Annotated in this window: 7 protein-coding genes; 2 read left to right on the top strand and 5 right to left on the bottom strand. The window is 40.4% G+C overall.

The features are described from left to right. Nucleotides 1-107: 107 nt before the first annotated feature. The 5 genes from NSTCB13_RS13185 to NSTCB13_RS13205 form a co-directional block, all read right to left on the bottom strand. A complete protein-coding gene (locus NSTCB13_RS13185) occupies nt 108-575 on the bottom strand; it encodes a DUF2141 domain-containing protein (protein ID WP_445628157.1) in 468 nt (155 codons plus the stop codon). A 78-nt stretch (nt 576-653) separates the two neighbouring features. After that, entirely contained in the window at nt 654-1,637 is a 984-nt protein-coding gene (locus NSTCB13_RS13190) for a glycosyltransferase family 2 protein (RefSeq protein WP_448272640.1), read from the bottom strand. Between the two features lie 245 nt (nt 1,638-1,882). Beyond that, entirely contained in the window at nt 1,883-2,887 is a 1,005-nt protein-coding gene (locus NSTCB13_RS13195) for an NAD-dependent epimerase/dehydratase family protein (protein WP_448272641.1), read from the bottom strand. Nucleotides 2,888-3,091: 204 nt separating this feature from the next. Further along, nucleotides 3,092-4,270: an ABC transporter permease DevC gene (gene devC / locus NSTCB13_RS13200; protein ID WP_445628155.1), complete on the bottom strand. Its 1,179-nt coding sequence runs from the start codon at nt 4,268-4,270 to the stop codon at nt 3,092-3,094. A 67-nt stretch (nt 4,271-4,337) separates the two neighbouring features. Continuing rightward, nucleotides 4,338-5,546 (bottom strand): ABC exporter membrane fusion protein, encoded by a 1,209-nt coding sequence (locus NSTCB13_RS13205; RefSeq protein WP_448272642.1) that lies wholly within the window; start codon nt 5,544-5,546, stop codon nt 4,338-4,340. A 2,169-nt stretch (nt 5,547-7,715) separates the two neighbouring features. Here NSTCB13_RS13205 and NSTCB13_RS13210 point away from each other — a divergent pair. Beyond that, nucleotides 7,716-13,145, top strand: a complete 5,430-nt coding sequence (locus NSTCB13_RS13210; RefSeq protein WP_448272643.1) for a beta-ketoacyl synthase N-terminal-like domain-containing protein — start codon at nt 7,716-7,718, stop codon at nt 13,143-13,145. A gap of 176 nt (nt 13,146-13,321) precedes the next feature. Further along, nucleotides 13,322-15,049, top strand: a complete 1,728-nt coding sequence (locus NSTCB13_RS13215) for an SDR family NAD(P)-dependent oxidoreductase (protein WP_448272644.1) — start codon at nt 13,322-13,324, stop codon at nt 15,047-15,049. The last annotated feature ends 88 nt before the right edge of the window (nt 15,050-15,137 follow it).

The raw sequence follows: 15,137 nt of genomic DNA on the forward strand, positions 1-15,137 counted from the left end.
TTGGGCATTGGAAAGAGGACAAGGGGCAGGGAGCGGGGAGCAGAGGAGAAAGAGGTAATTTTTATTCTCCCCCTGCTCCCCTGCTTCTTCCCCACTCCCCATTCCCTTTACGAATCCAGTGAATATTTCATGATGATGGTCACTGTTGTATTTTTGTTGACAACAAAACTGGCATCACGGAACTTTGGTGTACCTGTTTGTATGGACACAGTTGGATTTTTGGAAATCCCAAAACCTTCTTTGGGAATACCGAAAAAGTCTTTATTTAGTTTGCGATCGCCATTTTGATCGTCAACCACAGCGACAGCATAAGTTCCAGGTTTCAAACCGGAGAATTTTTTTGTTACAGAACTGCCAGTAATCTTAGCGCAGCCACTTTGAGCTTCACTAGCACTACTCATTGGAAATCCTTTTTCACTTGCATAAACTCGAAAGCAAATCTCACCTTTTTGGTGATGTATTCCATTTACTACAACATTAAGTGTTGCAGTTGGCTCTGCGTTCACTGTTTTAGCAAAGCTGATGCTCACTAAAGTAGCAAGCAAAACATGAGATAGTTGAGATCGTTTCAGCATAATTTTGTAATTAGGATAAGTGATTTTGGGGCTGATAGAAAGCCGCGTTAGTCAGCTTTGATTTGTGAACTGATTCTTTCAAAGAATGACTTGCTCTTCTTTAATGAATGCTGTTTTCCAATCTTTCCAAAGTACTTGCACCACACTTAGCAAATCTTTCAGTAAAAGATATTCTGTCCCTTTTAACTGCTGTTGTAAACTTCTATGACAACATAGCCGCTCATTCAAACTCAGGGGACTACGCCATATAGAGAGTATGTACTCCCAGATTATTCTCCAATGTGGGAATAAAATTTGTCCTTTCTTTGCTGAATCAAACCACACTGTATACCCATAAAAATCCGGGAGCATACTCAAGAATGATTTTTGATTTGTATTTGTTAACAACAAATAATGGGGAAAGAACATACTCATTGATTGTTGCGGATGACTTCTGAAGAAAAACAGGTATTCAGGGATTTCATAAAACCTACCAAGAATACCAAGTCTTAACAAAAGAATTCCATCTGCATTACCGTAACCACCCATAGGCGGTATCTTTTTCAAAGCACTAGCGCGAATTACCCCGTAACATTGATTGCATAAATGCTTGGTCAGCAATTCGTGAAAACGCTCCTGCGGTTTTAGTGCATCGGCCTTGACTTTGATATCGTAATTTTGGATAAAATTCCCCTGTTCATCAATGAAATATGCCTGGGAGTGACACAAGATTATCGTAGGATCTTGGTCAAGCACCTCGACACACTTCTTGATAAAATCTGGAGAATGTAGATCGTCATGAGCTGCCCATTTAAAATACTCACCCGAAGACAGTTTCAAGACGCGATTAAAGTTACCAGCACAACCGATATTCGTGTCATTGCGGTAGTAACAAATACGTTGGTCTTGCTCGGCATAAGCTCTACAAATTTCCTCAGTTTTATCTGTCGATGCGTTATCTGAAATAATAAGTTCAAAATCTTCAAAGGTCTGAGCCAAAAGTGAATCTATGGCTTCTTTGAGAAATTTTTCACCATTGTATACAGGTAATCCGATGCTCAATCGTGGCTGATTGCTACTCATAGAAAACAAGTATTCGGAAAATCTGTGGATTATTTTCTGCTTAATCGTAGTTAGGTAGATGCAATACAAGAATTCAGAAGTCAGAATTCAGGAGTCAGAATTTAGAATACTTTAATACCAAGCTAAATCATTTCAAGTAAATCAAGAGTCTTCTAGCTTCTTCATTTTGCAATCATTCTGTTAGCGATAGCGGGGCGTTTAGCCCATTATGGCTCCTGACTCCTGAATTTTCAAAAATATGTGAACTATTTCACCAAGCTTTGAATATCTGTTTTTTGCAGCCATTCATGTGTTTGCTGCATTCCTAATTCTAGGTCAACTACTGGTTTGTAATTTAACAGATTTTGGGCTTTGGCAATGGAACAAGCATAGGGACGAGTCATAAAATCTATGGATTCTGGTAAGATATCAACTTTTTTCCGAAAAAGTTTTTGCCCTTGAACGCGTAGCTTTAGAAATAATTTGATTTCATCTTTTGATAATGAAAGAGGTGCTTGCAAATCTTCCATTGCTGCTAAACGCATAAAATACTCTTTCCAGGAAGTTTCTTGTCCATCAGTGATATTAAATATTTCACCGTAGATTTCTTTTTCTATCGCGAGAAAGATGCCATCAATCAGATTATCTATATATACATGATTGATTACTCCTTTAGCATCATTAGCGCAAGCAAATAATTTTTGGCGCATCATCAGAATTGGTCTGACTATCCAGGGAATACTTCCAGGGCCATAAACATCTCCGGCTCGAATAATGATGATGCCAAAATCTGACGGATTATTCAGTTCTAGAAGTGCTGTTTCGGCTTCGATTTTCGTTTGACAGTAGGGATTATTTTCGCCAGAGAGTGGGCCGGATTCTGTAACACCATCAGGATAGTTAAAACCGTAAACCATCACACTAGATAAATGCACAAATGTTTTGACACCAGCTTGTTTAGCAGCTTTAGCCATATTGACAGTACCGCCAACATTCACATCACGAAAATGCTTAATTGCACCAGCTTCTTCAGCAATTTGCTCTGTATGTAAAACGATATCTACTCCCTGACAAGCCTTTTGAGCAATAGTAGAATCGGTGATACTACCAATAATTACCTCTACACCTAAATTCTGTAATTGTTTGTTCTGTTCTGTAGAACTTTGTAGTCCACGAACCTTCATCCCTTGCGCTATGGCTAACTCGGCTGTACGCAAACCGACAAATTCATTAATCCCAGTAATTAGGAGAGTTTTGTCTTTGAGGTTCATAAAATCGAAATTATTGTTAAATAGGTGAATTTGATTTGTTAGATAAAAGACTTTAAGTAATACCAAATTTAAATCTTGGTAAATACTTTTCATCTAAAATCTAAACTTGGTATAAGAAGAATTTTTCTGTGGAGAGGCTGCACTAATACTTAGCTATCAGTTTAGATCGTGGCAAAATAATTTAATTATTTTGCTACCAAGTAGCTAGAAAATCTCTCCCGGATCTGCGGAGCGAAGTTTATTGATAGCAAGCGCTCCTGATGTTATACACATTAAGACTGTTGAAGTTAAGACAATTACTGCATTATTAGTGGTCATAACTATTGGTAGTTTAGTTGCTTCTGCTGCAAAACTATACAACAATACAGAAGTAAGAAATCCTGGGATATAACCTAAGATTGCCAAAATTAAAGCTTGCTGAAATACCACATTTAATAAATAGCTATTGGCATAACCTATGGCTTTTAAAGTGGCGTAAGCAACAAATTGGGTAGCAATATTGCTGTAAAGAATTTGATAAACAATAACCACACCAACAACCGCAGCCATTGTCAACATCAAATTAAGAATAAAACCAATAGGTGTTCTAACAGCCCAATAGTTTTTTTCAAAATCAATGAAGCCTTGGCGGGTAAAAACTTGGACATCACTAGGCAAATTTGCCTGTAAATTTTTCAGGACTTTTTCGGCATTAGCACCAGGTTTTAGTGAAATCAAACCGATATCTATCATATCTGCCGGACGAGTATTAGGATTTATCCGCAAAAAAGTTGAGTCACTAACAAGTAAATTTCCATCTACCCCAAACGAAGGCCCTAATGTGAATAAGCCACCAATTCTCACTCGATAACCAATTAATGAATTGAAGGGAAATATTTCAATTGTCTGTGCAGTCTCTCCCGCATTAAATTTTTCAGCTATTGGGCCAAACTCTGGGCGAGAACCTCGGTCAAAAAGCACAACATCGGGAATTTTGAGTTTATCTAAATTTTTCTCAACTTCTGGAAGATTCATCACAGGTCTACCTGGATCGAAACCAATAACATATATTGAATATTTTTCACTAGTAGCCGGATTTTTCAGTTTGGCAAATTGCAAATACATGGGACTAACTGACTCTACGCCATCAAATCCCAGAGATTGATATAAACGAGTCCGCGAAAAGCTTTGATTTGAGGTCAAAGATTTATATTGCGAACTAACTAAAAATAAATCTCCCTTGAGATTCTGATGGACTGCGGTTGCACTGGAATATAAGGCATCTTGAAAACCAAGTTGCACAAACATTAGCAGCACAATAAAGCCAATCCCGGCTACAGCTACTAATAAACGAACTTTTTGCTGGGCTAGCTGTAGCCATGCTAAAGGAATTTTGAAAATCATGGATTTATTTATTATTTGTCATTTGTCATTTGTCATTTGTCATTTGTTAATGACCTATGTTCAATGACTAAATATGAATGGCGACATCGACTTGTAAGTTAGTAAAACGAGCGACCTTTTCACTATCGGCGGGATTATCAATGGAGATTTTCACTTCCACTATTCTGCGGTCTGTATCTGAACCAGGGTTGAGGCTAAAGATGCTTTGTTTGTCAACTTGCCAACCAATTTCTTTTACAGTTCCTTTTATTGTTCCAGGAAATGCAGTGCTGGTAATGGTAGCTTTTTGTCCTACACGCACTTTTTGAACATCGGTTTGATACACCTCTGCAATCACATACATTTGAGATGTCTTACCTATCTCAGCAAATCCTCTGGTGGTACTAATTACTTCTCCGGTTTTGGCGTGAATTTTCAAAATTTTGCCATTTATGGGAGATTTGATGTAACTTAAATCCAAGTCGGCTTTTGCTTGTTGAACAGCAGTTGTGGCACTATTGACTTCGGTTTGTGCAACTTGAACATCTACGCTACGCACTTCACTAATACTTTTGAGTTGTGCTTGTGCTTGCTTGCGTTGTTCTTGGAATGTGTCTTGAGTTCGCTTGAGGGTGGCTTGGGCTTCTGTTAGCTGTTGTTGTGTGGTCTTTAGTTGCAAAGCTTTGCTATCTGCTACAGAAGCCGCGATCGCACCTTGTCTATATAATTGCTGATAGCGATTATTCTCGGCTTGAGCGTTGTCTACTTCCGCTTGGATGCGGTCAATTGTCGCCTGTTGTGTCGCCACATCTCCTTTATATTGTGGCTCTAAACGGGCAATTACAGCCTTTTGAGCATCGACATCTCCCGTTTTACCTCCAGATTTCACCTGCGCTAGTTTAGCTTTGGCAACTTGGAGTTGGTCTATAGCCTGTTGCAATGCGGTTTTAGAACGACCATAATTTTCGAGATAGGCCAATAATTGCCCTGCTTTAACCGCATCTCCTTCTTTCACCAACAGTCTATCTACTCGTACCCCATTATTAGAAGTGGGAGCAGTCAAAGTAGTAACTTCGCCTTCTGGCTCTAAACGTCCTAAGGCTGTCACAGCAACTTTCCCAGGAGCAGCAGCTTTGGGAGGGTTGGCTGGCGATGTCGCAACTTTGGGTTTAGACCAATAGGGTGTCAAACTATATAAAGCGATTAATCCAGCCGCTAAAGTCAGAGAAGCTGCTAAAATTACTTGCGATCGGCCTACGGGTTTTCTGAATAATCGACTTTCTTTATTTACTGCCATATTTTCATTCCAATTCTGCTTTTTTAGAGAATATCCTGGTTATATTTAGTCAATTAGAATAGACTCATCCGCAAATTACCAAGAGGGCTTTTCCTCTAGGTTTTCTACCTCGTTCGAGTGGATGGTTCTAAATTGGTTTTATATGAATTGTTGTACGCTTTTACCGCCCAAACTTAGTATTTTGGCGTGAAAATTAATGGCGTGTTACTTCAAAGCTTCCTAAGTTATATCCTAATTTGTCATCTAATCTCGTAGCGTAAAATACAATAGCGCTAGCCAGCAAACTTAACTCTCAAGAACAACCAAGCGCTAATAAAAATGATATCAAAACCTGGATAAACTTGTTATCAAGTATGGACTAAAAGTTGATTCTTGTCAACTAATTGAATTTGCATAAGTCCTGATTCTCTCACTAAAATATTTCATCACAATCAGATGAGGTGCTGAAAAAATGTACCAATCGCTAATCTATTGTCTAGCAATTGAATACGTATATAGGACTAGTATTTGATTTTTGAAATTACTCGTAGAGGCAGGGAACAGGCAATAGGCAATAGGCAATGGGCAATAGGCAATAGGCAATAGGCAATAGTGAAGAAGAGGATTATAAGTGTACGGATTTTTTCAGAAATCAAACCGGATTCATATAAATAGTTGGTTATTAAGCAGATTTGATATTACTAACAGATTATTATTATCAAGGTTGTGTAATATAAGACATTATTATAGCGATTTCTAGTAGGGGTAATTGATGAATTGCCCTTACTTAAGCTATTAGCCCTGTTATTGATTACAGATCGTGTCAGTGGTAGATGAGATGTAAAACCTGAGCTTTGCTTAAGTTGACTATTTACTGAAAATTCATTTAACTCATATTATGTTTATCTAGCAACATAATTAAAATTAATATTTGCTTTATAAATAACCACTTTGCTTTTTAACTTGACTTATCTTAAAAAATAACCAAAAACTTTGACTCAATGATGATGCTTCTCTGAAAAATAATACTTATAGTTATTGGCTTTATCTATGTATTCAGTGAATTGTTACTTACTAGACAACAGATTTGTAGCGTTAACTTAACTAAGAGAATATTTATGTTTAACCCGTAGATAACAAAATTCTTCACATATTTATTTAGTGATCAATTATACTTTTATGCTAAATTTATTCAAAATTTCTATCAGTAAGAGTATATGGTTGTTTATAAAATAAGTTTAAAGGAATGATTTAGTTTCTGTAAAGTATGCTAGTGTTTTTATTAATTCAATGCTTTAAAGTGGTTATAGAAACTAGTTATTTAATTAATATTTTTAAATTAAAAATAACTAAAAATAACTGCGTTGTCATTACCTAGAGATCGTTGAATTACTTTTTCAACTTGCATAAACTCGGATTAAAGGCGGTGTCTTTTCTGTAACGAACGTGTCAATTTTACTAGGTCATATACCATAAAATATATTATCCTGGACGGTTACAACTAGCTATGACATTGATTGAGATACAGAACGTTTTTATTAACATCAGCTATGTTGCTGTGTTTAGGCTAGATAATCAAACGGTTTCGAGTGAAAAAACGTTTCTGTTTCCTTAGCTACTCCTCAGTTTTCCTCGCTCCAGTAGGATACCATTGCCAAAATCTCTACTATTACAAATGGATTGAATTCACTGGTCAAGCAGCTATTACACTCCAAGACTATTTTACCAGTTTTAACAACATCATCGACCGTAGCAATTTTAGATTTTAGATTTTGGATTTTGGATTTTGGATTTTTTTGGTTCCTTCTCCACTTATGGTGGGTGAAACAAATCTAAAAGACGCTGGATTACTCGCTATCGCTAATACCAATCTAAAATTGCAAATCTAAAATCCAAAATTGGTTGACTTATTGTCACAATATCAAGAGTCTAGCGTTGGATAACATTTTTTTGCGATGTCTACGATGGTCACTGAAGCTCACTCAAATGCGGGCTACGCCTACGCAGTGTGCCAAAATCGCCTATAAATCTAAGGCTTTATGAAGGCAGTATGTGTCGTGTGGTGTCGATTTGGAGAAAAGCATTTAGCACAGATAAAATAGCTAGCTGCTTACAAGACGAGAGATTTTCATTATTTAGTAGGCAACAGAATTACTGTAGCTACACAATCCACAGTACTAACTATGCCCTATGTCTGCTTATTCAATTGATACTGCCTTAGCTGAGTTAGAGAGCCTTATCAATAATTGTGAAAAGGCTGTGATGAGGTCTATAGAGGAAAAAAACATGAAGTCAGATAAATCAGATAAATCAGTGTCAATTAACAAAATTAACAGACAATTACAACACAATCCTATCGCCATTGTTGGGATGGCTTCTCTATTGCCTCAAGCCAGAAATTTACGCGAATACTGGCAAAATATAGTAAACAAAATTGACTGTATTACTGATGTTCCTTCCACTCACTGGAGCGTCGAAGATTATTACGATCCAAATCCTAGAACTACTGAAGATAAAACCTATTGTAAAAGAGGCGGGTTTCTTCCAGAGGTTGATTTTAATCCGATGGAATTCGGCATACCACCCAGCATTTTAGAAGTCACAGATGTATCGCAACTATTAAGTTTAGTGGTTGCAAAAGAAGCGATGGAAGATGCAGGTTATGGCGAAAACCGTGAATTTAACCGCGAGATGGTTGGGGTAATCTTAGGCGTGGCGATGGCCAAGCAATTAGGAATGCCACTTTCTGCTAGGTTAGAATATCCGATTTGGGAAAAAGCACTCAAAAGCAGTGGTTTATCCGATGAAGATACCCAAAAAATCGTTGATAAAATCAAAAGCGCTTACGTGAAATGGGATGAGAACGCTTTCCCTGGAATGTTAGCTAACGTAGTCGCCGGACGAATTGCCAATCGCCTGAATTTTGGCGGGATGAATTGCGTAGTTGATGCCGCTTGCGCTAGTTCCTTCGGTGCTTTAAAAATGGCAATTAGTGAGCTAGTTGAGCATCGTTCTGATATGATGCTGACTGGTGGTGTTGATACCGATAACACCATCATGGCTTACATCTCATTCAGCAAAACACCGGCGGTTTCTCCTAGTGAAAATGTCAAACCTTTCGATGCTAAATCTGATGGGATGATGTTGGGTGAAGGTATCGCCATGCTTGTCCTCAAACGTTTGGAAGATGCTGAACGGGACAATGATAAAATCTATGCCGTAATTAAAGGTATTGGTACTTCCAGCGATGGGCGTTACAAGAGCATTTATGCTCCTCGCAAAGAAGGCCAAGTTAAAGCTTTAGAACGTGCTTATGAAGATGCTGGCTTCTCTCCCGCTACCGTTGGTTTGATGGAAGCACATGGCACTGGTACAATGGCTGGAGATCCGACAGAATTCGGTTCTTTAAAAGATTTCTTTGATGTACACGATCGCAAAAAGCAGCATATCGCTTTGGGTAGTGTGAAATCGCAAATCGGACACACAAAAGCGGCTGCGGGTGCGGCGAGTTTGATTAAAACTGCTTTGGCTTTACATCACAAAGTATTACCGCCGACAATCAACATTACCGAGCCGAACCCCAAACTCAACATTAAAAATTCGTCATTCTATCTAAATACCGAAACTAGACCTTGGATTCGTCCAGAAGGGGAAGCACCAAGACGCGCAGGTGTGAGTTCTTTCGGATTTGGCGGTACTAACTATCACGTTGTTTTGGAAGAATATGAAGCCGACCAAAACGCCGCCTATCGCTTACACAGTGGTGCTAGTGAAGTGCTGTTGTTTGCTCCCACACTAGAGCAATTGTTGAGCAAATCGGAAGAGATTTTAGGTAAGTTGCGATCGCCATCAGGTAATGCACACTACTCACAATTAGTCAATGAGTGCAAATCGCCACAAATTCCCCTTTCTGCTCCCCGATTTGGGTTTGTCGCTGAGAATCTCGAAGAAGCTTGCAAGTTGCTGCAAACTAGCATTGACTGGCTGAAACTCAAAGGAACAGCAGCATCTTGGGAGCATCCCCAAGGGATTTATTACCGCGCCTCTGGTATGGAGTTGGGCGGAAAAGTTGTCTCTCTATTTTCTGGTCAAGGTTCGCAATACCTGGAGATGGGGCGCGAACTGGTGATGAATTTCCCTTTGATGCGCCGTCTGCATGGTTATATGGATAGCCTGTTGCTCAAAGATAATTTGCAGCCGCTTTCAGAAATCGTTTTTCCTCATCCCGTGTTTGGAGAGGCAGAAAAAAATGTCCAAATTGCTGCCTTACAACGCACAGAATACGCTCAACCAGCCATCGGGGTGTTGAGTGCAGGGATGTACAGCATACTGCAACAAGCTGGATTTAAGTCAGATTTTGTAGCGGGACATAGCTTTGGGGAACTGACAGCGCTATGGGCTGCGGGGGTTTTGAGTACAGAAGATTACTTGTTCTTAGTGAAAGCTAGGGGTCAAGCAATGGCTGCACCCGAAGATCCAGATCATGATGCGGGTAGTATGTTGGCTGTCAAAGAAGACATCAGCAAAGTGGAAGCAGTGCTGAGACATTTTCCGCAAGTTGCGATCGCTAATCAAAATTCTCCGACTCAATTTGTCTTGGCTGGGCCGACCGCAGAAATAGCGAGAATCAAAGAGGCTTTACACGAGAAAGGATATACAGCTGTATTGTTACCTGTTTCAGCAGCGTTCCATACACCGCTAATTGCCTTTGCTCAGAAATCCTTTGCGATCGCTACTAAGTCTGTCAAATTCCAAAGTCCGAAAATCCCTGTTTACAGCAACGTTACCAGTAAGCAGTATCCCAAGGAAGCCCAAGGTATTCAAAAAATCCTGGAAACGCACCTTTCTAATTCAGTGCTGTTTAAGCAGGAAATTGAAAATATCTATGCAGCCGGTGGTACTTGCTTTGTGGAATTTGGGCCGAGGAGAATTCTGAGCAACTTGGTGAAAGAGATTCTTGGCGATCGCCCACATATTACCGTATCTTTGAACCCCAGCACTCAAAAGAATAGCGATCGCTCTTTGCGAGAAGCAGTTGTGCAGTTGCGGGTGATTGGTTTGGCTTTGAATAACCTCGATCCTTACCAACTTCCCCAAACCATCCCGCCAATTGAGACGAAGAAGACATTAAATGTCCGTTTAAACGGGATAAACTACAGATCCGAAAAAACGAAAAATGCCTTCGCTCTCGCTTTACAGGATGGGCATAAAGTCACATTACCCACCCCTGAATATCCTGATGCGGTTCCTTTATTTAGCAGCCCAGGTGTAACTCCACCTCTGGCTGTAATTGAGACTAACGGACATAAAAAATCCACCCCAGCCATGAACGGTGTGACATCTAATATCATCACCCAGCCAGAGCAACAGATGAATCCTGTTACCCTGTCACAACCAGTCCAGGAATCTAAGATGCAACCAACACCAGAAAAGCTTACAAATTACGAACAACTTTTAGCAAGTTTAGAATATCTCTTGACACAGTTCCAGGAAAATCAAGCCGAGAATTTACAAGTTCACGGTACTTATCTCAACCATCAAATGGAATATGCTAAAGCGTTTTTCCAACTGATGCAGCAGCAGAATTCCTTGTTGAGTGAAAGTAAATCAACAGCCGAAACTGCCAAAATGAAGCTAGTTGTCATGGAAAGCTTAGAGCGTAGCATGATGCAGTTTCATTCCCAACAAGGTGAAACCCTACGCATCCATGAGCAATATCTTCAAGAGCAGTTGGAATATACCAAAAACTTTTTCCAACTCATACAGCAAGAATATTCTCAAATCATCTCTGGTGAGGGAGCAACCCAACTAACAGAGATAAGTAATTTCACTCCGATCGCCACAGAAGCACCAGTACCCGCCACTACTAAGATAGTAGAAAGCCAGCCTTTGCCTGTAACTGAGCCTGTAGCTAAAAATGGCTTAAATGTTACCCAAGAACCTCTGCCGGCTGCTGTAGAGCCTGTAGTTGAAACTCCTGTATCCCCAGAGACGCGATCGATCGCGTCTCTACTGCCCACACCGCACTTCCCCACTGTCGAGACAGTAGAGCCTATAGCCGAGCCACCTGTTCCAGTAGTGGAACCCCAACCTGAAGTTGTAGTCAAAATTAGCTCACCTCCAGTCAACAACGTTGTTGCATTCACCCCAGAGCCAGCACCTACAACTGCTGCACCTGTACCTGGCGCAACCATCGATATTGTTGACTTGGATAAAAACCTGTTAGCCATCACCAGCGACAAGACCGGCTACCCAGTCGAGATGCTGGAAATGGACATGGACATGGAGGCTGATTTAGGAATTGACTCTATCAAACGGGTGGAAATCTTAGGGGCGCTACAAGAAATGTACCCCAACCTACCCAAGCCTAATTTAGAAGAACTGTCAGAAAAACGCACCATCGGTCAAGTTGTAGAGTATCTGCAATCCCACGCTTCTAAAAGTGTTTCAGTAGAAATTGCAGTTCACGAAGTACAACCAGCAACCGAGATTTCAGTAGAGACTGCACCAGTAGTTGAGGTAGTCATTGCACCGGAACCAAGCATAGTTGTCGCATTCACCCCAGAACCAGAGCCAGAAGTTGCTCCCTCTATAAGTGATGAATTTGCAAACTTAGGTGAAACCCTGTTAGCCATCACCAGCGATAAAACTGGCTATCCAGTGGAGATGCTGGAACTGGAAATGGACATGGAAGCCGATTTAGGGATTGATTCCATCAAGCGGGTAGAAATTTTAGGGGCGATGCAAGAAATGTACCCCAACTTACCCAAACCAAATATCGAAGAACTCGGCGATCTCCGCACCATCGGTCAAATAGTCGATTACCTACAGCAGTTGGCTGGAGGTGAAAAAAAAAAGTCTGAGCCTGAGTTTGTCCAACAGCAACCACTGGAACTAGAGCATAATATCCAGCGCCATCCGGTCAAACTCAGAAGCCTAGCACAACCCGATTATTTGGATTTCACTTTACCAGAGGGACACATCGGTTTAATCACCGATGATGGTTCCCTCACCACTTATAAATTAACTGAATCCCTAATCGAGAAAGGCTGGAAAGTAGTAGTTATCAGCTTCCCCCAATCGCTGATCGCCCAACAAGCGCCTTTACCCACAGGAGTAACCCGCGTCACCTTAGCAAACTTAAGTGAAGAACATCTTCAACAACAATTGCAAGCGATCGCATCTCACTGCGGAACGATTGGGGCCTTCATCCACTTACATCCGATGTTTGTAGGAAATCACACCGGGAGTATTTCTTATAACGAATCAGAAAAGGCGATCGTCAAGCACGTATTTTTGATGGCGAAACACCTCAAACCCTCCCTCAACGAAACTGCAAAGCATGGACGTAGTTGTTTCTGCACAGTTGCTCACCTTGATGGAGCCTTCGGTTTAGAGTACAAAGTCAACTTCGGTGCGATCGGTGCTGGTTTATTCGGATTAAGCAAAACTCTCAGATGGGAATGGCCAAAGGTGTTTACTCGTGCGATCGATTTAAGTCCCAGACTTGACGCTAAACAGTCAGTACAAAACATCATCGCCGAACTTCACGACCCCAACCTTTATATAAGTGAAGTTGGGTATGGTTCACAAGGGCGAGTCACTATTATCGCCGATTAAAAAGTTAATTAACGCCGTGTGTAACTTTCTCTCGAACCTAACCCCCAACCCCTTCCCTACAAGGGAAGGGGAGTAAGAATCAAAGCCTCTCTCTCTGTGGGGGAGAGGTTTGGAGAGGGGTTTTAAGAATCAGTTGCACATCAAAACCCAATTTATGCAGGTATTCACGAGGATTTATGACACAAACAGCCCAGCTTAGTCCATCATCTGTCTTTGTCGTGAGCGGCGGTGCAAAAGGGATTACGGCTGAGTGTACTATCAGATTAGCTCAACAGCAACCCTGCAAATTCATCCTCCTCGGTCGCTCCGAACTATTAGAAACCGAGCCAGATTTTGCTCAAAATTCCGATGACTCCGCATTGAAAAAATGCATTATGGAAAATCTTCTTTCTCAAGGAGAGAAGCCTACACCCATGAATGTGCAAAAAATATATAACAAAATAACCTCCAGCCGCGAAATTAAAAAGACTCTAGCAGCAATTGAAAAAACTGGAGCTAAAGCAGAATATATCAGCGTCGATGTTACAGATACGCAAGCTTTACAAGAAAAACTTGCCACTGCTGTCCAACATCTCGGCCCAATTACCGGAATCATCCACGGCGCGGGAAACTTAGCTGATAAGTTAATTGAAAAGAAAACAGAAGAGGATTTTGAAAAGGTTTACACCGCTAAAGTTCAAGGTTTAGAAAACCTGCTAAATTGCGTCAATCCTAATCAACTTCAGCATTTAGTTTTGTTCTCTTCCGTAACAGGCTTTTACGGAAATCCCGGACAATCTGATTATGCGATCGCAAATGAAATTCTGAACAAATCAGCCCATATATTTAAGCAAAGTTATCCCTCATGTCACGTAGTCGCTATCAACTGGGGCGCTTGGGATAGTGGGATGGTGACAGCAGAATTAAAGAAGATTTTTCAAGAGCGAAAAATTGACATAATTCCCATTGCTGTCGGCGCACAAATGCTTGTTAAAGAAATGGATAATGCCAACCATGCAATCTCACAAGTTGTCATTGGTAGCCCCCTAGTTCCAATGGCTACAGAGCTAGATTCAGAATTACGAACTTATCGTATTCGTCGCCAAATGACATTGGAGGCTAATCCATTTTTACACGATCATACCATTGCTGGTTCTCCAGTTTTACCAGCAACTTGTGCAATGACCTGGATTATCAATGCTTCTGAACAATTATATCCCGGTTATCGGTTGTTTAATTATCAAGATTTCAAAGTTTTGAAGGGGATTACTTTCAATGAAACATTAGCGAAAGAACATATTTTAGAAATTGAAGAAATTTCTAAAGTTAATCTCGAACGAATCGAACTTAAAGCCAAAATTTCGAGTAAAAACCCAGAAGGGAGAATCCATTTTCATTTTAGCGCTCAACTCAATCTCCAGCGAGAAATCCCAGTTGCACCCATCTATGAATCTCTCAATCTCGAACCAGATAATATTATCACCACGACAGGAAAAGCTTTTTACCAAAATGGTGGGGCGACATTATTTCATGGCCCCGCTTTTCAAGAAGTTAAGAGAGTTTTAAATATCAGCCCTGAAAAAATCACTACAGAATGTCTGTGGCCAGAACTCACACCACAGCAACAAGGACAATTCCCAGTCCAATGGGTAAATCCTTACACCACTGACTTGAGTATGCACGCCTTATGGATTTGGACACAACACTTTCATCAAGAAGGTTGTTTACCTGGAAAAGTGGAAAAATTTGAACAGTTTGAGATGATACCACATAACGAAACATTTTACGTTTCTTGTGAAGTACTATCTAAGACACCAAGTAGTGCGATCGCCAACTTTATCATACACGACCGCCAAGGTAAAATCTATTCGCGAATGCTCGGCGCTCATGCCATTATTTGGTCAATGAAAATGCTCAGAAGCTAGTAGTATATCAAGTTGAAAGTTCGTAGTCAGGACTTTTATTGTTATTTTACAAGTATAGCTTTGCGTAAATTCGTGTAGAATTGAGGGT

It is taken from the genome of Nostoc sp. DSM 114160 (genome assembly GCF_053470305.1).